This window comes from Opitutaceae bacterium (genome assembly GCA_041395105.1).
Lineage (GTDB): Bacteria > Verrucomicrobiota > Verrucomicrobiia > Opitutales > Opitutaceae > B12-G4.
Window position 1 is genome coordinate 121309 of record JAWLBB010000002.1, and the last position, 21806, is coordinate 143114.

Annotated in this window: 18 protein-coding genes; 5 read left to right on the forward strand and 13 right to left on the reverse strand. The window is 61.0% G+C overall.

From position 1 onward, the window contains the following. Nucleotides 1–111 precede the first annotated feature (111 nt). On the forward strand, nucleotides 112–2268 hold the full coding sequence (locus R3F07_07310) for a TonB-dependent receptor (GenBank protein MEZ5276168.1): 2157 nt from the start codon (nucleotides 112–114) through the stop codon (nucleotides 2266–2268). Between the two features lie 75 nt (nucleotides 2269–2343). Here R3F07_07310 and R3F07_07315 read toward each other — a convergent pair whose 3' ends face one another. Together R3F07_07315 and R3F07_07320 are read right to left on the reverse strand one after the other, a co-directional pair. After that, nucleotides 2344–3147: a DNA-formamidopyrimidine glycosylase family protein gene (locus tag R3F07_07315; protein MEZ5276169.1), complete on the reverse strand. Its 804-nt coding sequence runs from the start codon at nucleotides 3145–3147 to the stop codon at nucleotides 2344–2346. A gap of 36 nt (nucleotides 3148–3183) precedes the next feature. Continuing rightward, entirely contained in the window at nucleotides 3184–4344 is a 1161-nt protein-coding gene (locus tag R3F07_07320; GenBank protein ID MEZ5276170.1) for a Xaa-Pro peptidase family protein, read from the reverse strand. A 90-nt stretch (nucleotides 4345–4434) separates the two neighbouring features. Here R3F07_07320 and R3F07_07325 point away from each other — a divergent pair, with 90 nt between their 5' ends. Then, nucleotides 4435–4950 (forward strand): DUF192 domain-containing protein, encoded by a 516-nt coding sequence (locus R3F07_07325; protein MEZ5276171.1) that lies wholly within the window; start codon nucleotides 4435–4437, stop codon nucleotides 4948–4950. Nucleotides 4951–5064: 114 nt separating this feature from the next. Beyond that, the gene (locus tag R3F07_07330) at nucleotides 5065–6351 is read left to right on the forward strand and encodes a fasciclin domain-containing protein (protein MEZ5276172.1); all 1287 of its coding nucleotides are present in this window, start codon (nucleotides 5065–5067) and stop codon (nucleotides 6349–6351) included. Nucleotides 6352–6444: 93 nt separating this feature from the next. Here R3F07_07330 and R3F07_07335 read toward each other — a convergent pair whose 3' ends face one another. The 6 genes from R3F07_07335 to coaE all read right to left on the reverse strand — a co-directional run bounded on the left by R3F07_07335 (nucleotide 6445) and on the right by coaE (nucleotide 14953). Next, complete coding sequence (locus R3F07_07335) at nucleotides 6445–7713, reverse strand: type II secretion system F family protein (GenBank protein MEZ5276173.1); 1269 nt, start codon at nucleotides 7711–7713, stop codon at nucleotides 6445–6447. Between the two features lie 2 nt (nucleotides 7714–7715). Continuing rightward, a complete protein-coding gene (locus tag R3F07_07340) occupies nucleotides 7716–9443 on the reverse strand; it encodes a GspE/PulE family protein (protein MEZ5276174.1) in 1728 nt (575 codons plus the stop codon). A 3-nt stretch (nucleotides 9444–9446) separates the two neighbouring features. Then, nucleotides 9447–10562: a type IV pilus twitching motility protein PilT gene (locus tag R3F07_07345; GenBank protein ID MEZ5276175.1), complete on the reverse strand. Its 1116-nt coding sequence runs from the start codon at nucleotides 10560–10562 to the stop codon at nucleotides 9447–9449. Between the two features lie 43 nt (nucleotides 10563–10605). Beyond that, nucleotides 10606–12336 (reverse strand): ATPase, T2SS/T4P/T4SS family, encoded by a 1731-nt coding sequence (locus tag R3F07_07350; protein MEZ5276176.1) that lies wholly within the window; start codon nucleotides 12334–12336, stop codon nucleotides 10606–10608. Between the two features lie 36 nt (nucleotides 12337–12372). Further along, nucleotides 12373–14274, reverse strand: coding sequence for a transcription termination factor Rho (gene rho, locus R3F07_07355; GenBank protein ID MEZ5276177.1), 1902 nt, complete (start codon nucleotides 14272–14274; stop codon nucleotides 12373–12375). A gap of 97 nt (nucleotides 14275–14371) precedes the next feature. Next, entirely contained in the window at nucleotides 14372–14953 is a 582-nt protein-coding gene (coaE, locus tag R3F07_07360; GenBank protein ID MEZ5276178.1) for a dephospho-CoA kinase, read from the reverse strand. A gap of 189 nt (nucleotides 14954–15142) precedes the next feature. Between coaE and R3F07_07365 the strand changes: the two genes are divergently transcribed. Continuing rightward, complete coding sequence (locus tag R3F07_07365) at nucleotides 15143–16681, forward strand: YifB family Mg chelatase-like AAA ATPase (protein MEZ5276179.1); 1539 nt, start codon at nucleotides 15143–15145, stop codon at nucleotides 16679–16681. Between the two features lie 128 nt (nucleotides 16682–16809). Here the strand turns inward: R3F07_07365 and ndk are convergent, their stop codons facing one another. The 5 genes from ndk to R3F07_07390 form a co-directional block, all read right to left on the reverse strand. Next, nucleotides 16810–17223, reverse strand: a complete 414-nt coding sequence (gene ndk, locus R3F07_07370; GenBank protein ID MEZ5276180.1) for a nucleoside-diphosphate kinase — start codon at nucleotides 17221–17223, stop codon at nucleotides 16810–16812. Nucleotides 17224–17320: 97 nt separating this feature from the next. Next, on the reverse strand, nucleotides 17321–18589 hold the full coding sequence (gene fabF, locus R3F07_07375; GenBank protein MEZ5276181.1) for a beta-ketoacyl-ACP synthase II: 1269 nt from the start codon (nucleotides 18587–18589) through the stop codon (nucleotides 17321–17323). A 51-nt stretch (nucleotides 18590–18640) separates the two neighbouring features. Continuing rightward, entirely contained in the window at nucleotides 18641–18904 is a 264-nt protein-coding gene (locus R3F07_07380) for an acyl carrier protein (protein ID MEZ5276182.1), read from the reverse strand. A gap of 36 nt (nucleotides 18905–18940) precedes the next feature. Next, on the reverse strand, nucleotides 18941–19687 hold the full coding sequence (fabG, locus tag R3F07_07385; GenBank protein ID MEZ5276183.1) for a 3-oxoacyl-[acyl-carrier-protein] reductase: 747 nt from the start codon (nucleotides 19685–19687) through the stop codon (nucleotides 18941–18943). Between the two features lie 18 nt (nucleotides 19688–19705). Then, on the reverse strand, nucleotides 19706–20869 hold the full coding sequence (locus R3F07_07390; GenBank protein ID MEZ5276184.1) for a sulfite reductase subunit alpha: 1164 nt from the start codon (nucleotides 20867–20869) through the stop codon (nucleotides 19706–19708). Between the two features lie 134 nt (nucleotides 20870–21003). On the opposite strand from R3F07_07390, the gene R3F07_07395 reads away from it, so the two are divergent. Further along, nucleotides 21004–21774, forward strand: a complete 771-nt coding sequence (locus R3F07_07395; GenBank protein ID MEZ5276185.1) for a pseudouridine synthase — start codon at nucleotides 21004–21006, stop codon at nucleotides 21772–21774. The last annotated feature ends 32 nt before the right edge of the window (nucleotides 21775–21806 follow it).

Genomic DNA, 21806 nt, shown 5'->3' on the forward strand with positions numbered 1-21806 from the left:
CGCCCAAAGGCGTGATTTCATGCGGATGCGGGGAGACCGGGTCAGCGAAAGAACACTGCGGGGGTTGCGCAACCCGCCGATCGGAACCAGATTCCCTCCGAATTTCCCGGCATGATCGATATTCCCGCTCGAGTTCTGCGCCTGTCGCGCATCAACGGCGCCCCTGTCGGGTTCGTTGCCCTTGCCCTCGCATTGGCTTCGGTCCCGGAAGGCCGAGGCCAGTCAGTGACCGGAGAGTCAACGGCAGCCGAAAACACCGTGACCCTGGATCCGTTCGTGGTCGTCGCCGAGCGGACATTTGCCGGAAATGGCGGAGCCATCGGGCAACCAACCTGGTCAAAGCGGAGGATCGACCTCGAATTGCCGGTCACACTGGATGGCCTCCTGAAGAAAAATCCCACCGTTTCGACCTACCGCCGCACCACAGGCCTGACCGCCCACCCAACGACCCAGGGGGTGCGCCTTCGTGACACCGCGACCAATGCGACCTCGCGGGCTCTGGTCCTGCTCGCGGGGGTGCCCCAGAATGACCCATTCGGGGGCTGGATCGAGTGGAACCGACTGCCCCTCGAAGGACTGAAATCCATCCGCCTCTATGCGAACGGGCAACAGGCGGCTTGGGGCAACCTTTCTTCCGGAGGGGTCATCAGCCTGACCCCCGAACCGCTCTCCGAACGGGCCGGGCGGATCACCGTCGAGGCCGGATCGCTCGAGACGTTCCAACTGACGGCCGGTCAGGTCTTTCCGGTCAATGAACGGACGACCTTCGCAGTCGACGGGACGGCTTTCACCACGGGTGGGTATGTGCCGGTGGCCGCGAGACAGAGAGGGCCGGTCGATGAAAAGGCCTGGTCCCGATTTGGCACGGCGAGCGCCCGGATCGAGCATCACCCAAATGATACTCTCAGGGTCAACGCCGCGATCTCTATCTTCAGGGAGGAACGAGGCAACGGGACGGCCCTTTCCGGCAACGACTCCACCGGTTCCGACCTCTCAATCGAGATCAATGGCGCAAGCGGTCCGGACTCCACCTGGCAGGCCACCGTTTTTTTTCAGCGCCGGGGAATTCGAAACGTCTTCACCTCGGTCAATGAAGACAGGACGGCCGAGCAACCCGCCCTTGACCAATATGACGTTCCTGCGGATGCCGGAGGCGCCAGTCTGAGCTGGGGCGGACTCATCACCGACAAATGGAACCTTCTCGCCGGAATTGACCTCAGAACGGTCGACGGCGAGGTCAACGAGATGTTCCGGAATCTGGGACAGGGTTTCACCCGCGATCGATCCGCCGGCGGGCGACAACTTTTTGCCGGAGGGTTCGCGGGTTTGCGTTATGAGGCCTCCCCATTGCTGAGTTTCGAGGGAACTCTCCGAATTGATCACTGGCGCGGCAGCGATGGCTTCCGACGGGAAAAGGACCTGCAAACCAGCGTCATCCTCAGTGACGCCGAATACACGGACACTTCCGGCTGGGAGCCGACTCTTGGGCTGGCAATGGAAGTCAAGATTGCCCGGGACTGGAAGACAGACCTTCGCCTGTCCAGGGGATTCCGCTCCCCCACCCTGAATGAACTCTACCGCCCGTTCCGGGTCGGCAATGACCTCACCGAATCAAATCCCGGACTTCAGCCCGAAACGACTCTTGGCCTGGAGTGGGGACTCTCCTTCGACGGGTCCTCACCCATCAGAGCGGATGTCCGGGCGTTCGCCTACCGGCTCGACGACATGATCACCAATGTCTTCCGGGTGGCCGGACCCGTCTTTGATCCGATTTTCGGATTTGTCCCGGCCGGAGGCACCGGCAGCCAGCGCCAAAACGTCGAACGCTCGAGTGCCCTCGGTGGCGAACTCCGACTGTCCGCCGACTTCACCCGCAACCTGAGCGGGAACATCCACTTTGTTCATACTGAAACCCGGTTTGAAACAGCACCAACCCAGCCTGCCCTCGAGGGCCTTTCCTTTTCCCAGGCTCCCGCCAACCGGCTTGCCTTCGAATTGAACTGGCGGCCTTCAGAGTCGGCCGACGGATCCGTTCGGCTGAACCATTCATCGAGTCAGTTCGAAGATCCCCTGAACACCCGGTCACTCGATTCCGCCACCACGGTCGATCTGGCGATAAACACCCGATGGCCGGGGACCCCCTGGTCGGTCGGACTCGCCGCACACAATCTCCTCAATGCCAACATCCAGGCTGGCATGACCAGCGGCGGCTTGATCACAGTGGCCGAACCACGCATGCTTCTACTCACTGTCCGCTACAGCCTCTGATCCGACGGGCGGGCATCGTTGAGCGGGGCACACCTGACAAGCCTTTCGCGGCAGGGCTCGGGAGACATCACATGCCTACTTCTGCCAGGCCGGGGACCAGCAGGTCGTGCGGCCGCCGATCGTCGAGCGCTCCAGCTTCCGTCCCGTTTTCGGACACCGCCCACCGTCGGCCCATCGCTCATGGAAGAGCCAGCCGGGAGGCGGGTCGCCCCAATGATCACCGGGGCGGGAGATATGCTTGAGGGCACCGCGAACCACCGTCCGGATTTCGCGGTAGAGGCGCGCCCGCTCGTCGGATTCCAGCGACCCGGCCCGGCGCCCCGGGTGCAGACGACTGCGCCAGAGGATTTCATCCGCCATCCAGTTGCCGATCCCCGGAAAGCGCTCCTGCATCAGGAGGACCGCCTTGAGGGAGGAGCCCTTGCGGCGCTTGAGGAAGGCATCGAGGTCGGACCGGCGGAAGTCCGGTCCCTCCAGTGGTGGCGGCAGGCACCGCCACCAGTCGGGCGCATCGACTCCCGTTGCGAACCGCACCCGGCCAAAGAGGCGGGGATCTTCAAAGACAAGAGACTGCCCTTCCATTTCGAGGACCAGGTGCTCGTGGCGCCGCGGCCGGTGATCCGCGGACTCCACCCGAAGCTCTCCTGTCATACCAAGGTGGATACCGAGCCATCCTTCCTCTTCAAACTCGAAGAGCATCTGTTTGCCCCGGCCGGCGGATCCGATCAGGATCCGGCCCGGGAGTGATCGGCTCAATTCCTTCAGGTCGGTTTCCCGAAAGACACGCGCCCCTCGATGAAGGCGGACCGAAAGGATGCGACGGCCAATTCCCGCATCCCAGCGCCGTCGCATGAAATCGACCTCGGCGAGTTCAGGCATGATCGGGAAGGACAGGGCAAACGACGACTCCCTCGATCACCGGATCTGCCAGCGGTAATGAAGCTTCGAGAGCATTTCCGGTCCCTTGGTGCCCACCCGGACGACATCCTCGATCCGGCATCCACCGATTCCCGGATAGTAAAGGCCGGGCTCGACCGTCACAACCTGGTTTCGGCGAAGACGTGGTCCCACCGCGGAAATCCTCGGAGGCTCGTGCACCTCCAGACCCAGTCCATGGCCGGTCCCGTGGAAGAATCCGACCGGCCCGTCGGACGTCTCGGTCGTCCGGTACCCCTGCGCCTCGAACCAGGCGGACACCTTGCGATGAATGGACGCCCCGGAGACCCCGGACCTGATCTGCTCCAGGGCAATCCGTTGTCCTTCCTGGACGGTTGCCACCAGTTTCTTCTGAGCCTCGGAGGCCCGCCCCTTGAGAAACGTCCGGGTCATGTCACCGTAAAAACCGGTCGCGGTCACCCGGGGAAAGACGTCGACGATGATCAGTTCATTCGCCCGCAGGAGGCCGGAGCCGCGGCAGTGGGGATCGCAGGCCTGGACACCTCCCGCAACGATGGTGTCCTCCGAAACAGCCCCCCGCTCCAGGCAGGCTTTTTCCACTTCGAGGCGAAGCCGTTCAGAAGTGAGGCGCCGATTCTGGTAAACAATGAACTCGCCGACGATCCGCGAGGACTGCAGGACCCGTTCGGCGGCCCGGATACCCGCCGCGCTGCAGCGGTTGCCTTCGGCAATGGCGGCTGCCTCGGCATCCGTCTTGAATTCCCGCTGCGGGAAAAGCATTCCCCGGGCGACGTCGACGGCCAGGCCGCCGGACGTCAGGGCGAAGGCCAGGCCCACCGGGAAGTCCGATCCCACCCGGACAGTCTGAATGCCCCGTTCGCGACAGAAGAGCCGAATGACTTCCGACGGTCCCGGGACGGCGCCTTTCTTCCCATTCCTGGCCCGTTCCTGCCATTCCTCGAGGGACAAGATCGTGTCAAAGCCCGATTCACGGCCGGCCCGGCCGATTTCGAGCCGACTGAAGAAACCGATTTTCTCGCCTTCCAGATGAATTGAAATGAAGGGATCCGGCACCTGGAAGCCTCCCGAATAGAACTGGTCGGCACTTTTTCGGGTGTCGGCGTATTGAAGTATCGGTGTCTCTTGCCGGACCGATCGGCTTTTTTGCTTGGCCTTCATAATTCCACTCAGTCTGCCAGATGCAGTTTGTCAACGACACGCCAAATCGCCAAAACTCGGCAACGATTCCCTCAAAGTCCGTTACAGCTGATGCCCGATTCCTCTGAATATCCGTCCTTGCGTCACCGCTTCGTCTCCCCGTTGAGGTGTCTGGTTCTGTTTCTGGCGCCTCTGCTCGTGTCAGCCTGCGACCCGGAGCCGGTGGCGAAGGATGCCTGGTTCAAACTCGAGATTGGCGCGGTCGCATTCGAAGTCCAGTTCGCGATCGACCAGGCGACCCAGGCCCGTGGATTGATGTATCGGGAGTCGCTGGGAGACAACCAGGGCATGCTCTTCATTTCGGAACGTCCCCGACGGCAGAGTTTCTGGATGCGTAACACCCTCATTCCACTCGACATCGGTTTCTTCACCGAAGACGGCACCCTTCGCGAAGTATATCCGATGTTTCCCCGCGATGAAACAAAGGTGGTCTCGCGAAGGGATGATATTTTCTACGCCCTCGAAATGAACCACGGCTGGTTCAAGGCAAATGGCGTCAGGACGGGCGACCGGCTGGATACTGAGGCAATCCAGAGTGCGCGCAGAGCGCTGATGACGGCCAGATAATTCGGAAAAGTGACGGTTTGTGCATCCGGATGACCGGATGGTGCGAAAGACGGGATAACCACACGGCGACCTCTTCGGGGGCCGCCTTGCAGCTAACCCACCAACGCACAATCAATGAAAATCCGTCTAAAGAAATCCATTACACTAAGTCTGCTCGCGGCTGCCCTGGCCCTGCCGGTCAGTGCCGCCAACCTGATCAACGTTTCCACCCGCAGCCAAGTCGGCACGGGTGAGAATGTCATGATCGTCGGCCTCGTCGTCGAGGGTGAGGTCGGTGAAACCGTGCCGATCTTCTTCCGTTCCCTCGGTCCCAGCCTTGGAGACCTCGGGGTCGAAAACGCTGTCGGGGACACCGACGTCCGCATCTTCTCACGCGACGAAATGGGCGCCGAGACTCTGATCTGGACCAACGACAACTGGAAGGACCAGCAGCCCCAGTTCATCTCTTCGACCGGTCTGGCTCCGATGAACGACCTGGAATCCGGCGGCATCGCGATGCTGGCTCCCGGCCTCTATACCATGAAAGTGGCCGGCGACATGGATGGCATCGCCCTCGGCGAAGCTTACGAAATCGCCCTGAAGATCATCCCCGCCAGCCTGATTGACGCCGACAACTTCGGCACCCTGGTCGCGGCGGTCGTGGCGGCCGATCTCGTCGACATCCTGAGCGGCGACGGACCCTTCACGGTCTTCGCGCCGACCGACGAAGCCTTCGATGCTCTGCCCGCCGGCACCGTCGAAGCCCTCCTGAACGACATACCGGCTCTCACCAACATCCTGCTCTACCACGTGGTATCCGGAGCAGCAGTCTACTCCAAGGACGTCGCCGCCGGCGAAGTCGGCATGGCCAATGGCTTCAAGGCCACCATTACGACCGAAAACGGCGGAGTTCAGATTGAAGGCGCCAACATCATCGAGGTCGACTTCGCTGCCTCCAACGGAGTCATCCATGTCATCGACCAGGTGATCCTGCCTCCGGAATCCGGCACGGGGACTCTGGTTGACGAACTGGCCAAGCGATCGGGCTTCGACACCCTGCTGGCTGCCGCGACCGCCGCCGGCCTGGTTGACGCACTGAATGCCGCGGGACCGAAGACTCTCTTCGCCCCAAATGACGAAGCCTTCGCCAAACTGCCGGAGGGAACGGTCGAGGCTCTCCTCGGGGACATCCCGGCCCTGACCGACATCCTCCTCTATCACCTTTTCCCGGACGCGACCGTAAGTTCGTCCCTGGTGACCGCGGGGAATATCACGATGGCCAACAACAAGTCGGCCACTCTGGCCACTGAGAATGGCGGCGTGCAGATCAACGACGCCAACGTGATCGAGGCCGACCTTAACGCCACCAATGGCATCATCCACGTCATCGACACGGTGATCATCCCGACGGGTGATGTCTGAGTTCCAACCCACAATCTGAACCAACCTAACCCGCCGGTGTTCCACAAGGACGCCGGCGGTTTTATTTCCCCGGGTCACGATAAAGGCCCGACCCTAACTGAGCTGTTGGATGATCCGGATGATCGGGAGGAAGAGCGCGATGACGATGACGCCGACGACCAATGCCATCATCACGATCATGACCGGCTCGATGATCGAGGTCAGACCGGCCACCGCATTGTCAACCTCCTCGTCGTAAGTGTCGGCGATCCGGTTGAGCATTTCGTGCAACTGACCGGTTTCTTCCCCGACCTCGATCATGCTCGTGACCATGACGGGGAAGACCCTGGTCGCTTCGAGCGGCCCCGAGATGCCCTCTCCTTCCTTGACCCGGTCATGCACATCGTCGATCGCCTGCATAAGGATGGTGTTGCCGATGGTGTCCCGGGTGATCTGGAGGGCCTGCAGGATGGGCACGCCGCTGGAAAGCAGGGTCCCGAAGGTCCGGGCAAACCGGGAAACCGAGGCCTTGCGGAAGAGCTCGCCGAGTGGAGGCAGGTTGAGCAGGGCCCAGTCGGTGGCGAAGGCACCGGGCCGAGTGCGGCGCCCCAGCTTGAAAAGGAGGTAGAATCCAACGGCTCCGCCGATGGTCAGCATGAAATTCCCTTTCACCCAATCACTCGTATCCATGACGATCTGGGTAAGCACGGGCAGGCTGGCGCCTTTCAGCATGTCGTCAAAGATCATCTGGAACTTCGGAACCACGAAGATCAACAGGCCGATCAGGATGCCCACCGCCACGAGCAGGACGATGATCGGATAGACCATGGCAGCCCGAACCTTGCCCTTGATCTTCTCCGCCTTCTCCATGAAGCGGGAGAGGCGCTCGAGCACGACATCGAGAACCCCGCCGGCCTCACCCGCCCGCACCATGTTGACATAGAGTCGGTTGAAAACCTTGGGGTTTCGTTCCAGGCCCTCGGAGAACGTATTGCCCGATCGGATATTGTCGGACAGTTCCTCGATGACCGCCTTGAAGGCCGGTTTCTTTTCCTGCTTCCCGAGAACCTCCAGTCCCCGCAGGAGGGGCAGACCCGACTCGAGGAGGATGGACAACTGCCGGGTGAAGATGGTCAGGCCCTTGAGGTTGACCGGCTTGCCGATGACAATCGGCTTTTTTCGCTTCGCCGCTACGGATCCATTCCGGCTGAAGCCGGGGTTCTTCCGCTTGGTCCCAGGGTCCTCGGCGTCTTCAACCAGCCGGGTCGGAAACAGACCCATGCTCTTGATCTGGGACGACGCCAGCTCGGCGGTCGGTGCCTCCAGCAGGCCCGTCCGTTCGCGTCCTCCGGTATCAATCGCGGTGAAAGTGAACTTCGGCATGGTCAGGTATACTTGATGACCTCCTCGATGGTCGTAAAGCCATTGTGAATGGCCCTCATCCCGTCATCGCGCAGGGTTCTCATCCCGTCCTTGAGCGCCTGATGACGGATGGCCATGGCCGGCGCCTGCTGGGTGAGCAGTTCACGGATCGGGTCGGTGACCCGCAGCATCTCGAAGATACCCATCCGCCCCCGGTAGCCGTTGTCGTGGCAGAGATCACATCCCGCTCCATGGAAGAACCTCTGATCGCCGTCCTCTGCTTGCGCCAGTTTGAGTTGCTCGAGCATCGCACTGCCCGGGCGGTAGGGCTGACGACAATCGGGGCAGATCCGCCGGACCAACCGCTGGGCGAGGACCGCCTCAAGGGACGACGCGATGAGAAACGGCTCCACACCCATGTCGATCAGGCGGGTGACCGCGCCCGGCGCGTCATTGGTGTGGAGCGTGGTCATGACCAGATGTCCGGTCAGGGAGGCCTGAATGGCGATCTGGGCCGTATCCAGATCCCGGACCTCCCCGACCATGATGATGTCGGGATCCTGACGGAGGAAGGAACGCAGGGCTGCGGCGAAGCTCAGCCCGACATGGTGTCGGACGGCGACCTGCATGATGCCCTCGATCTCGTATTCGACCGGGTCCTCCGCCGTGAGGATCTTCACGTCCGGATGATTGAGCACGCGCAGGCAGCTGTAGAGGGTGGTCGTCTTGCCGGAGCCGGTCGGACCGGTCACGATGAAGATGCCGTTGGGCCGTCTGATCACCGCGTTGACATGATCGTAGACATCCTGGGGCATGCCCAGTTTGTCCACATCGAGTTGGATGACCGATTGATCGAGGACCCGCAGGACCACGCTTTCCCCGAACTGCGTCGGCAGGGTGGAAACCCGGAGATCGACCTGATGCCCGCCGATGGTGATCTTGATCCGACCGTCCTGGGGAACCCGGCGTTCGGCAATATTGAGGGAGGCGATCACCTTGAGTCGCGACGTGATCGGAAGCGCCAGCTGCACGGGGGGAGGCGCCAATTCGTAGAGTGAGCCGTCGATCCGGTAGCGGATCTTGAATTCGTTCTCGAACGGCTCGAAGTGGATGTCCGAGGCCTTGTCCCTCACCGCCTGGCTGAGTACCAGATTGACGAAGCGGATGATCGGAGTCTCGCCGGCCATGGCCTCGATGTCCTGCTCGGACAGGTCGTCGACCGCGGCCACCGGACCGGCCGTCAATTCTTCAATCAAACCCTCGATGGAACTGTCGTCCTCCCCGTAATAATGCCGGATGAGCGCGTCAACCTGCTCGCTGTCCGCCACGACGAGGCGGACATCACGGCGGAGGGCAAAGGTCAGGTCATCGACAATCTGGCTGTTGAAGGGATCCTTGACCAGAAGGTCGACTGTGGTCGAATCCGCTTTCAGGGGAACCACCCCGTACATGCGGGCCATATTGCCATCAATCGTGGCCAGAATCTCTTCGGGAATATCGGCCGGCGGACGGAGCAGGCACTCCCATCCCAGGTAATCGGCCACCTCGGTCAGAAGACTCTGCGGAACGAGGTCACCCTGATCGATCAGGAGCCGGGCGAGAGGTTTACCGCCGTCGCGGTGTTCCTGAAAACAGGTTTCCAATCGCGCAGCCTCAACCAGCCCGCGATCGCGGAGCATTTCATAGAGAGCGATACTCTGGGCCTCAAACATGGGATGGCGGGCGAATCCCCCGCTGTCCCAAAGAATCACAGATCAGAGGTCTTTGAGTCGAGCGCCAATCGAGAGCAGCTTCTCGCGCATGGTGGCCGGATCCTGGGCCTTTTCAGCGCATTCGTCGGCCGAGATCAACTCCCGGTTGTAGAGGCTGAGCAGGTGGGTATCGAGGGTGATCATGCCCATGGCGGCCCCGGTCTGCAGCTCGGAGTTGATCCGGAAAGTCTTGTTGTCCCGGATGAGGGATTGGATCGAACTGGTCGAGACCATCAACTCGTAGGAGGCAATGCGCCCACCACCGATCTTTTTGCAGAGGACCTGGGAGAGGACGGCCACCACCGAGGAGGCCAACTGGGTCCGGATCATGTCCTTCATATTGGCCGGAAAGGCGTCGACGATTCGGTCGATCGTCTTGGCGGCACCATTCGTATGGAGGGTGGCGAAGACGAGGTGACCGGTCTCGGCCGCACTGATGGCCGCCTCGATCGTCTCAAGATCACGCATTTCCCCGACCAGGATGACATCGGGGTCCTGGCGCAGGGCACGCCGGATGGCTTCGGAGAAATTGGTCACGTCGACTCCGATTTCACGCTGGGTGACGAGGCAACGCTTGTGCTCGTGATAGTATTCGATCGGATCCTCGATCGTGATGAGATGCCCTTCCCTGTTCTCATTGATGTAGTTCACCATGGAAGCCAGGGTCGTGCTCTTGCCCGAACCGGTCGGCCCGGTGACGAGGATCAATCCGCGGGGACGATAAAGAAGTTCCTTGATTTTGTCGGGCAGACCGATGTCCCGGAGACTGAACATGTCGTTCGGGATCTGGCGCAGGACCAGCCCGTAGTTGCCCTTGCTCTTAAGGACACTTACCCGAAAACGCGCCTTGTCCATGAAGGCGAAACCGAAGTCAGCGCCACCCTCGGTCTTGGCCTGTTGCTGATACATGTCCGGGGTGATTGCGAGCATGAGCTGCTCGGTATCTTCTGCGGTGAGGGACGGGCCGTCGATGGGCACCATGCTGCCGCTGATCCGGAGCGTGGGCGGTTGACCGACCTGGAGGTGAAGATCGGAAGCGTTCTCTTCCACCACCAGGTCGAGGAGATCATTCATCTCGTAACTGGAGGTGTTGGTGGGGGCGAAACTGGCGATGCTCATGATTGCCCATAGCATCGGCCGTTCGGCCGCGTTCTGAAGTGCCTCAGTCGAGGTCGCCCACCGTGTTGCCGATGACTTCCTCCAGGGTCGTCAGACCCGCAACTGATTTCCGGATACCGTCTTCGCGCATTGAGTGCATCCCGAGCTCCCGGGCCCGTTGCCGCAACCGGAAGGAACTGGCCCCCTCGAAAACCAGTTCCTGCACCTTTTCGTCGATCAGGAAAATCTCGAAGATCCCCATCCGGCCGCGGTAGCCGGTATTGGAGCACTCGACGCACCCCATACCCTTGCGGAAGGTGGATTGTTTGCGGATTTCATCGGTCAGGTTGAGGGCGGCCAACTCGTGAGCTTCGGGCACGACGGGCTCGGCGCAGGCCTTGCAGACCTTCCTGACGAGGCGTTGGGCCATGGCGGCCCGCAGAGAAGTGGCGACGAGGAAGGGTTTGACCCCGAGATCGACGAGGCGGCTGACCGCGCTGGGGGCGTCGTTGGTATGGAGGGTGCTGAAGACCAGATGGCCGGTCAGGGAGGCATTGATGGCAATCTCGGCGGTTTCAAGATCCCGGATCTCACCGATCATGATGATATTGGGCGCCTGGCGGAGCATGGCCCGCAATGCCGAGGAAAAAGTCATCCCGACATCCTGACGGACCGGCACCTGGTTGATCCCGTTGATCTGGTATTCGACCGGATCCTCAACCGTGATGATCTTCCGGTCCGGTCGATTGATTTCGTTGAGGCAGGCGTAGAGAGTGGTCGTCTTGCCGGAGCCGGTCGGTCCGGTCACGAGTATGATGCCGTCCGGGAGCGTGATCAGGCGCTCAAAAACGCTCTGGTCATCGGTAAAGAACCCCAGCTCGGGCAACCCGAGGAGCAACCCCTCCTTGTCGAGGATCCGCATTACGATACTCTCGCCGTGGGCGGTCGGCAGCGAGGAAACGCGAAGATCGACCGTCCGGTTTTCGATCAGCAACTGGATGCGGCCGTCCTGGGGAACCCGCTTCTCGGCGATGCTGATATTCGACATGATCTTGACCCGTGAGATGATGGCCATCTGCAGCCGTTTGGGCGGATTCTCGACCTCCTGAAGGACCCCGTCGATCCGGTAGCGCACCCGGAAGCGTTTCTCGAGCGGCTCCAGATGGATGTCGGAAGCGCGCCGGCGGAAGGCTTCGGTGATGATGACATGGACCAATCGGATGATGGGCGCGTCCGCCTCAGTCGACGTCCGGTCAATGTCAGTCGCGGGGGCCCTGCTTTCGATCCTGTCGCCCCCTGGAAGGGCGAGGTCATCGAGGAAGGACTCCATCGTGTTCGTATTGACCCCATAACAGCGCGTGATCTCCTCACTGATCTCGTGATAGGCCGCGAGATGAGGCTCAACCTCAAATCGCAGGACATGACTGAGGGTGTCGACCGCCTGGACATCGAGGGGATCGCTGATGGCGACCCGCAGGACATTCCCCTCAATCGACAAAGGAAGGACGTGAAAGCGCTCAGCCATCTCCCGGGGGACGGCCTCGATCGCTCCGAAATCCGGCCGGAACGTCTTGAAGTCGATGATCGGCATCCGGAACTCGGCCGCCAGCAGTTGGGTGATGGCGGCCGGCTCGATCCTCCTCTCGCTGATGAGCAGGTCGATCAGCCCCCTTGGTGCCGATGTCAGGTCCTCATTCTCGACCCGGCGACCGCGGATCTCGTCGACGACCTCAGGATCGACCAACCCCTTCTCCAGAAGGAGCCGGACCACATAGTCGTCCCTGGTGCTCACCATGGCAGATAAGAAACGGTCGATGCCATCCGGCAACAATCAACGATTCAGGGACATGAGGAATTCGGCATTGGTCCGGGTCTTGCGCAGACGCGTGATGAGCATCTCCATCGCTTCGCTCGGTGGCACGCCCTGCATGATCCGGCGCAAGGCGTAAATCCGGCTCAACTCCTCGGGGTGATAGAGCAACTCCTCCTTCCGGGTGCCACTGCGCTCCACATTAATAGAAGGGAAGATACGCTTGTTGACGAGGTCGCGGTCGAGATGGACCTCCATATTCCCGGTCCCTTTGAATTCTTCGAAAATAACCTCGTCCATCCGGCTGCCCGTGTCCACCAGGGCCGAGGCCATGATGGTCAGGCTGCCGCCCCCCTCGATATTGCGGGCGGCTCCAAAAAAGCGCTTCGGCTTCTGGAGGGCCGTGGCCTCCAGACCGCCCGACATTATCTTCCCGCTGTTGGATGCGAGTGCATTGTAGGCACGGGCCAACCGGGTGATCGAGTCCAGAAGGATGACCACGTGCTCGCCGATTTCGATCAGGCGACGGGCCTTGGAGATGACCATTTCGGCGGCATGGACATGGCTTTCCGGGCTCTCATCGAATGTCGAACTGACGACCTCTCCGCGGACATTGCGGCGGAAATCGGTGACCTCCTCCGGCCGCTCGTCGATCAGGAGCACGATGAGCCGGGCATTGGGACTGTTGATGGCCACGGCATTGGCGATTCCCTGAAGCAGGATCGTTTTGCCGGTCCGGGGCGGCGCGACGATCAACCCACGCTGGCCGAACCCGATCGGGGTGAGTATATCGAAGACCCGCATCGACACTTCCTTGGCCGGCTTTTCCGAAACCACCTCGAGCAGGATTCGCTCGGTCGGATAGAACGGAATCAGATCCTCGAACGGAGCGATGTCCGCCACGGTCGAAGGATCCCGACCCATCGCTGATTTGATCTTGAGGACTGCCGGGCAGCGCTCCGCTTCCTCGGGCGGTTTGACAAGGGCTTCGATCTCGTGCCCCCGCTTCAGGCCAAAGCTGCGAATGAAGGCGCTCGAAAGAAAACTGCTTTCCGGCAGAAGGCGGTAATTGTTCGAACTGTGGACGATGAATCCGTGGCCTTCCGGAGAGAGATCGAGGTGTCCTCGATCGATCAAGGGGGTCCTGGACTCCCGCACCTGGTTGAAGAGATCGCGAAGCAACTGCCGGCGGCTCGGGCGCCCCTCGACCTTGATTCCGCGACCCTGAACAAAGGCGGTCAATTCGCCCAGATTGAGGGCGTCCACCTGATCGAGGAAGACCGGGTCCCCCCCACTCGCTTCGATCTCGGCGGCTCGGGCGGACATCTCTTCCAGACTGACATAATGAGACGGGTCGGGAAGATCCCCGTAAAGCTGTACCAGGTCATCCGGCGGAAGCGGCTGGATCCAACCCGGGGTCTCGTTGCGGGGACCTCCTCCGCCGCCTCCTCCCCGACCCTTCTTGCCCTTCTTGCCCTTCTTGCGAAATCCACCCTGTTGGCCGAATCCATGACCGCGGCGATCATCGCCGCGAAACGACGAATCGTCGCCGCGCTGCTCGGGACGAATCCGGTAGCCATTTCCATTGCCTTCCGATCTGGGACCGCCCCGATCCCCCCGATCTCCCGTTTCAGGGACCGATCGCTCGGCCTCCGGCGCCTTCGCGGATTGGGATTCGTTTCCGGTCGCAGCAGGCGGGTTTTCCTGCACGGGGGCCGATGCCGGTGGGGTCGCCTTTTCGACTGTTTCCGGGGCCGCCGTCGGCCGCTCCTCCGAGGCAGCCGGAGGTGGAGCTTCGGAAGATTCTCCTCTGGCTGCCTTCCTGGGGGACCGCCGGTTCGGAGTCCTCCGGGTCTTCGGTTTCGACTCCGCCTTGGCTTCGGCGGCGGGAGACGCGGCCTTGGAGGCGTCACTTGTATCCATCTCGTTATCCATGCTTCGGGCAGACACACACCTTATCCGGACCGACCCGTCGTGCGGTTGAGGTCTCCGGGAAATCCCGGAATCGAAAAGGCGTGGTTTAGGTGAGGTTTCTTGTTTGGGTCAACCAGTCAATCTGGTCGGATAGAAAAGGGAGCGTGCCGCTATTGAGCAGAACACAGTCCGCCAAATCGATCTTTCGGGAAAGCGGAAGCTGCGCGGCAATGCGTTGGTCGGCTTCCTCGGCAGTCATCCCACGCCGGCCAAGCCGCTCAAGCTGTGTCCGCCGATCACAGGCTACACAGATCGTGAAATCAAACCATTTCTGGAGGTTTTTCTCGAAAAGAAGCGGGATCTCCACGACATGGTGCCGGTCCGGCTCCCCTCGAATCCTCCCCTGCCAGCGATCCGAGACCCGCGGATGGAGGATTTCTTCGAGAACGGCAAGGCGGGATCGATCGGCAAAGACGATCGCCCCGAGAGCCTTGCGGTTGAGAGATCCGTCAGCGGCAAAGACGGAAGTCCCGAAGGCGTCGACGATCTCCCGGAGAACCTGCGAATCCGAGACGAGGAGCTCCCGGACAATCTCGTCGCAGTCGATCCGTTCGATTCCCCGCTCGCCCAGCAATCGCCCGGCGGTGGATTTGCCGCACCCAATGGTTCCGGTGAGTCCGATATTCAAAGGTGAAGAGGGGGTTCTGCCTCCGGCTTGGAGGACAGTGAGAATGGATGAAAACAAAACCTGAAGGAAGAGAATTCCCGGGGTTTGTCCACGGGGATTCCGCAGGTTTACCCGATTTGCATGAAGGTGAACAAATGAACCCTATCGCGATTGACAGAAACCCGGGTGCTCCTTTGACTCGTCCCGCCCATGTCGCTCGCCACCGTCTGTTCTGCCGCCCTGCAGGGGATTGATGCCGTCCCGGTCACGGTCGAGGTCAACAGCGGCCAGTCCGGCGATCCCAGGCTCATCCTGGTCGGCCTGCCTGATGCCGCGGTCAAGGAGTCCGACGACCGGGTCTTTTCGGCTCTGACCAATACGAACTTCGATCCTCCCCGACTCCGGACGACGATCAATCTGGCACCAGGTGACCTGAAGAAAGAGGGCCCGATTTACGACCTGCCGATTGCACTGGGCATACTCGCGGCCACCAATCAGTTTCACGCCGTCGAGAATCTTGATGACTACCTGCTGGCCGGTGAACTGAGCCTCTCCGGCGCCACCCGGCCGATCCGGGGCGGCCTGGCCATGGCCCAATTGGCGAAGAAACTCGGTCGCCGCGGCATCCTCCTCCCCACCGTTTCAGCCCGTGAGGCCGCCCTGGTCCGGGACATCCCGGTCTATGCGGTCGATTCGCTCGACCAGGCGGTTCGATTTCTGGAAGGAGAATGTCCCCTTGAGCCGCTGTCGGCCGATCCTCCGGCGGCCGATCCGCAATCTGAACCGGGCAATGACTTCTCCGAGATCAAGGGTCAGGCCGCGGTGCGCCGCGCAGTCGAGGTCGCGGTTGCCGGGGGGCACAACCTCCTGATGATCGGCCCTCCCGGATCAGGCAAATCAATGATTGCCAAGCGGATTCCGACCATCATGACCACGCCGGGACTGGACGAGTTCCTGGATGTCCTCCGGATCCATTCGGCAGCCGGTCGGACCATCAACGGCGGGCTTCCCTTCATGAAGCGACCCTTCCGTTCGCCTCACCATACGATCAGCGACGTCGGCCTGTTGGGAGGAGGATCCATCCCGGGGCCCGGTGAAATCTCGCTCGCGCACAACGGGGTTCTCTTCCTGGACGAACTCCCCGAATTCAAGCGCTCGGCCCTGGAGGTACTCCGGCAGCCTCTCGAGGACGGCACCGTCTCCATCTCGCGCAGCGCCGGCAAGGTCGAGTTGCCCTGCAGTTTCATGCTGGTCGCCGCGATGAATCCCTGCCCCTGCGGGTATCTCGGGGATGCCAGACGCGAATGCCGTTGCTCCCCGAGCCAGATCCAGCGCTACAGGGCCAGGATCAGCGGCCCCCTGCTGGACCGGATCGATATTCACATCGAGGCTCCCGCCCTCGGCATCGGCGAACTGCGCCGTGAGGAGCCCGGCGAGTCCTCCTCGGTCATTCAAGGCCGGGTCGAAAAGGCCCGGGACCGGCAACGGCGACGGTTGCGTTCGCGGAGAACTCCCTGCAATGCTAGGATGAGCCAACGGCAGATTCGTGAACATTGCCGGATTGACGACAAACTGGGCGATCTGCTTCAGGGAGCGATGGAGCAATTGTCGCTCTCGGCACGGGCCTACGACCGGATCCTGAAAGTCGCCCGGACAATCGCCGACCTGGCCGGCGCCGAATCAATCGGCCAATCCCACCTGCTCGAAGCCATCCAGTACCGCAGCCTCGACCGGAATGTCTTTTACTGAGTTCCCAGAGGGGTCAGAGCGCGACGATCGCATTGGCATGCATTACGTAACGCAATGCCTCCGTGGCCGTCTTCCAAATCCGAACAGCTGAAAAAATACCGCTTTCCCTGGTGCTGTTCGGGGCAGCCCTAGAACAATTCGCCGGCCGCAAAGAAGCGCTTGAGTTCGATGGCGGCATTCTCGTCGCTGTCGGAGGCGTGAACCACGTTGACCATGACGTCCTTGCCGAAATCGCCCCGGATGGTGCCCTTCTCCGCCTTGCTCGAGTCGGTCGGGCCGAGAAGAGTGCGGACCTTGTCGACAATCCCCTCCCCTTCAAGGGCCATCACGATGACCGGCTCGGAGCTCATGAAATTCTCGATCTCCGGGTAAAACGGCTTGTCCGCAACGTGTGCGTAGTGCTCACGCAGCAAAGCGGGAGTCAACTGGATCATCTTGCAACCAACGACCTTGAAGCCGGTGCTCTCGAAACGAGCCAACACCTGGCCCACGTGGCCCTGCTTCATGCAATCGGGCTTAAAAATGATAAGAGTTCTATCCATAGATTCGGTGAGATTAGCATCGGGAGATGCGTTGAAAAGCATTGAATTCGCCGCTTTCGGACCGCGGAGATTCGACCCCGGGGTCGAGCGGATTCCTTCAGATCGCCCGGAAAACGAGCGAAGCGTTCTGACCGCCGAAACCCAGATTGTTGCTCATCGCAACCCGGACGGAACCGGTCTGGGCGACGTTGGGCACGTAGTCGAGGTCACATTCCGGATCCGGCTCATCGTAATTGATGGTTGCCGGAATGGAACCGGTCTGGAGGACCTTGGCAGTGATGGCCGCTTCGATCCCGCCGGCCGCGCCCAGGAGGTGGCCGGTCATCGACTTGGTCGAACTCATCTTGATCCGGTAGGCATGTTCCCCGAGAACGGCTTTGACCGCCATCGTCTCGAATTTGTCGTTGTAGGGCGTCGACGTGCCGTGGGCGTTGATGTAGTTGATCTCGTCCGGATTGATCCGGCCATCCTTCAGCGCCTCTCGCATGGCCAACGAAAGACCACGACCCTCGGGATCGGGCTGAGTGATGTGAAAGGCGTCGCAGGAAGATCCGTAGCCGCTGATCTCACAGTAGATCCGGGCGCCGCGGGCCCTGGCGTGTTCGAGGGTCTCCAGCACAAGAATGCCGGATCCTTCGCCCATGATGAACCCATCGCGGCCGATGTCGAAGGGGCGCGACGCCTGGGCGGGAGAGTCATTGCGGGTGCTCATCGCCTTCATCGCACAGAAACCGGCAAATCCGAGAGGGGTGATGGCGGCCTCGCTGCCACCCGCCAGCATGATGTCGGCGCCTCCCGACCGGAGGGTGCGCAGCGCCTCTCCGATGCAGTGGGTGGCGGTCGCGCAGGCTGTCACAATGGACATGTTCGGACCGCGTGCGCCGACTTCGATCGCGATGATGCCGCTCGCCATGTTTGCGATGAGCGACGGAATCATGAAGGGGGAAATCTTGCGTGGCCCCCGCTCAAAGAGAATACGGGACTGATTCTCGATCGTCCACATTCCCCCGATACCGGAGCCGACAAAGACGCCGAAGCGTTCCGAATTCAACGAGGAGGTATCGAGTCCCGCGTCCTCGACGGCGCGCTTGGTCGCCGCCACGGCAAAATGAGTGTAGCGGTCATTGCGGCGGACTTCCTTCGGCGGCATATAGTCCTCCGCCTTGAAATCGGCGACCTCGGCGCCGATCTGGCAGGAATACTCCGTCGTGTCAAAAGCCTGGACGCGACTCACCCCGGATCTGCCGGCCAGGATACTGGCCCAGAACGCATCGATGTCCTGCCCCAGAGAGGTGATCACTCCGAGGCCGGTCACCACTATCCGGCGTTTGTCGTTGGGGTATTCCATGAAAAAAGCCCTGCTCACGCGGTCATCACGGACCCATGAGCAGAGCAAACAATCCGGTGAGCGCCGAAGTCAGGAGCCTGAGGACTTCTCGCTGATGTACTTGATGACATCCCCGACCGTCTGGAGCTTTTCGGCATCCGACTCGGGAATCTCACCATTGATCTCATCTTTGAACTCCTCTTCGAAGGCCATGATCAACTCGACTGTGTCGAGCGAATCGGCCCCGAGGTCGTCAAGGAAGGAGGCTTCCGGCGTTATCTGTTCTTCGTTAACGTTCAACTGGTTAACGATGATCTCTTTAACCCGCTGTTCGATGGTTTTCTGGTCGGCCATAGTCTTGCTGAAGTAATTGAAGGGTTGATCTTGGGATCACATCACCATGCCGCCGTCAACGGTAAAAACCTGGCCTGTGATATAATTGGCTTCTTCCGAGCAGAGGTAGGCCACCATGTTGGCAATGTCGACGGATTCCCCAAATCGTTTCAGGGGAATTCCCGCGAGGATCTTCTCTCCGATTTCTCCGGTGAAGGCAGCCGTCATGTCGGTCCTGATGAATCCGGGAGCGACCGCATTGGCGGTGACTGAACGGGACGCGAATTCCCGGGCCAGGCTCTTGGTCAGTCCGATCATCCCGGCTTTCGCCGCCGCGTAATTCGTCTGCCCGGCATTGCCCGCGATGCCCGAGACCGAGCTGATGTTGACAATACGGCCCCAGCGCTTGCGGGTCATGGCCCGTCCCAATCCGCGCACCCAGTAAAAGCAGCTGGAGAGATTGGTCTGCAGGACATCCTGCCAATCCGCGTCCGACATGCGGAAGAGCAATCCGTCCCGGGTGATCCCCGCATTGTTGACGAGGATATCAATCACGCCGAATTCGGCCAGCAGGGAGTCACTGGCCGCCTGGACGGCCGCACTGTCCGCAACATCGACCGGCAGGGCCCGTGCCCTGCCTCCCGACGCGATGATCCCGTCCGCCACCGCGGTGCAGGTCTCGGCGGTCCGGCTCACACAGATCACCTCGACCCCGTTGGAGGCCAGGGTCTCGGCAATCGCTTTCCCGATGCCCCGACCGGCTCCGGTCACCAGGGCGGTTCGATTTTCAAAGGTAAGTGTCATCAAATGGGTGTTTTCTGCTCAATAGACATCACGCTGGTAGCGCTTCTCGCGACGCATGAGTTTGATTGCTTCGGCGGCCTGGTCTTCGCTCATTCCGCCCGCCTGCATGAAGATGTCCCTGAGGGCGGTGTCGACATCTTTCGCCATCCGTTTGGCATCGCCGCAAACATAGAAGATGGCGCCATCGCGAATCCACTTCCATATCTCGGGGCCGCTTTCCCTCAGACGGTCCTGAACATAGATCTTGTGGTCCTGGTCGCGCGAAAAGGCGAGATCGACCCGATGTAGGATCCCCTTCCTCACGTAATCCTCGAATTCCTCGCCGTAAAGGTAGTCGGTGGCGGCATGCTGGTCGCCAAAAAAGAGCCAGTTTCTGCCGGAGGCGCCGGTCGCTTCCCTTTCCTGAAGGAAAGCGCGGAACGGAGCGATCCCCGTACCCGGACCGACCATGATGATATCCCGGGCCTTGTCCTCGGTCAGGCCGAAGTGCGAACTTGAAAGAAAAACGGGGAATTGGTCGATTCCGGGCCTGGCCCTGTCGGCCAGGAAGGTGGAGCAGACTCCGTGACGTTCCCGATTGTTCGTCGTGTAGCGCACCGGGGCGACCGTCAGATGGATCTCCTCGGGGTAGGCGAGAAAAGACGATGCGATGGAGTAGAGCCGCGGATTCAGCCGGCGAAGGAGATCGACCAGATCCTGGGCGGACAGCCGGACCCCCGGAAAATCCTCCAGGAGGTCGGGGACCTCCCGGTTGAGCAGGTATTCGCGGCACGCTTCCGCCTTTTCGCCGGACAGGAGTTCCTCGAGTCGCGCCTTCTCCGAGGGATCGGAAGTCCGGGTCATGAAGAACTCGAGGAATTTCCGGGTTGGCTGGGCCAGACTCAATCTCGAACTCAACGCTTCGCGCAGCGGGAGCAGACCCTCAACCTTGGGCAGGGCAACCGGCTCCTGCCCGCTGAACCCTCCCTGTTTCAAGACACCGTCGACCACCTCCGGATGGTTGGACGGAAAGACGCCGAGCGAATCGCCGGTCTTGTAGCGAAATCCGCTGCCGGCCACGTTGACAACCAGATGACGCGTGTCTTTGGCCGAACCCGGCTTGTTGAGAATCCGGTTGACGGTCAGAGTGGCCGAAAACGGGTTGTCCTTGTTATAGCCCGCAGGTTCGTCAGGATCAGGCATCTACCAAAACTCTATGGACGCCCAAACCACCTTTACAAGCCCATCTTTGGACGGCCAGGAGCCGGGGTGACGGGACACAAAGCCTTGCCGCAGAAACCGTCGCCGACTAATCAGACAGTCCCGCAACCCAGACCATGGATACAACCATCCGCCTCCAGAAATACCTCGCCGAACAGGGCTACTGCTCACGCCGCGAAGCCGACGCGCTTGTTCTCGAGGGCCGGGTGCGGGTCAACGGACGGGTTGCCGAGCCGGGGGAAAGGGTCCGGCCCGGCGAGGACGTGGTCAAGGTGGGTAATCGGGTCGTCGCCCGCAAAACCCAGGAAACCATCACCCTGGCGGTCAACAAGCCGGTCGGCCTGATCTGCAGCCACCACGACCCTCACAACTCGGACACGATATTCGATCTCCTGCCAAAATCCCTGCGCAAGCGCCGCCTCCTTTGCGCCGGTCGCCTGGACAAGGACAGCGAGGGCCTCGTCATCCTGACCTCCGACGGCCAACTGGCCAACCGACTGATGCACCCTTCGGGCCTGATCGACAAACGATACCGGGTGGCTCTCGATCAGCCCTTTCCTGCGTCCAAGACCAGTCTGCTTGTCCGCGGAGTCACTTCCGAGGGTGAACACCTCAAAGTGGAACGGGCGGCGATCGTCGGTTCCCGCACCATGGACACCTCCACCCACGTCGACCTGAGGATGCATCACGGGAAGAACCGGGAGATCCGTCGCCTCTTTCAGGCGCTCGGTTTCACGGTCAAACGCCTGCGTCGCTACCAGATCGGGTCTTTTTCGTTGCGTGGTTTTCCTTTACGTGGGGTCAAGGTGCTCACTATGAAGGAGATTAACCAACTGCTTCACATCGAACAGAATACCGTTCCAACGGAAACCACCCATTCGTCATGAAAGCAACTTTTCCAATTTTTTGCCTCGCCGTT

Bases quoted from the DNA above. Each gene is read 5' to 3' on its own strand.
- R3F07_07310 (MEZ5276168.1), top strand. From the start codon at position 112: ATGATCGATATTCCCGCTCGAGTTCTGCGCCTGTCGCGCATCAACGGC.
- R3F07_07315 (MEZ5276169.1), bottom strand. From the start codon at position 3,147: ATGCCTGAACTCGCCGAGGTCGATTTCATGCGACGGCGCTGGGATGCG.
- R3F07_07320 (MEZ5276170.1), bottom strand. From the start codon at position 4,344: ATGAAGGCCAAGCAAAAAAGCCGATCGGTCCGGCAAGAGACACCGATA.
- R3F07_07325 (MEZ5276171.1), top strand. From the start codon at position 4,435: ATGCCCGATTCCTCTGAATATCCGTCCTTGCGTCACCGCTTCGTCTCC.
- R3F07_07330 (MEZ5276172.1), top strand. From the start codon at position 5,065: ATGAAAATCCGTCTAAAGAAATCCATTACACTAAGTCTGCTCGCGGCT.
- R3F07_07335 (MEZ5276173.1), bottom strand. From the start codon at position 7,713: ATGCCGAAGTTCACTTTCACCGCGATTGATACCGGAGGACGCGAACGG.
- R3F07_07345 (MEZ5276175.1), bottom strand. From the start codon at position 10,562: ATGAGCATCGCCAGTTTCGCCCCCACCAACACCTCCAGTTACGAGATG.
- R3F07_07350 (MEZ5276176.1), bottom strand. From the start codon at position 12,336: ATGGTGAGCACCAGGGACGACTATGTGGTCCGGCTCCTTCTGGAGAAG.
- rho (MEZ5276177.1), bottom strand. From the start codon at position 14,274: ATGGATACAAGTGACGCCTCCAAGGCCGCGTCTCCCGCCGCCGAAGCC.
- R3F07_07365 (MEZ5276179.1), top strand. From the start codon at position 15,143: ATGTCGCTCGCCACCGTCTGTTCTGCCGCCCTGCAGGGGATTGATGCC.
- ndk (MEZ5276180.1), bottom strand. From the start codon at position 17,223: ATGGATAGAACTCTTATCATTTTTAAGCCCGATTGCATGAAGCAGGGC.
- R3F07_07380 (MEZ5276182.1), bottom strand. From the start codon at position 18,904: ATGGCCGACCAGAAAACCATCGAACAGCGGGTTAAAGAGATCATCGTT.
- fabG (MEZ5276183.1), bottom strand. From the start codon at position 19,687: ATGACACTTACCTTTGAAAATCGAACCGCCCTGGTGACCGGAGCCGGT.
- R3F07_07390 (MEZ5276184.1), bottom strand. From the start codon at position 20,869: ATGCCTGATCCTGACGAACCTGCGGGCTATAACAAGGACAACCCGTTT.
- R3F07_07395 (MEZ5276185.1), top strand. From the start codon at position 21,004: ATGGATACAACCATCCGCCTCCAGAAATACCTCGCCGAACAGGGCTAC.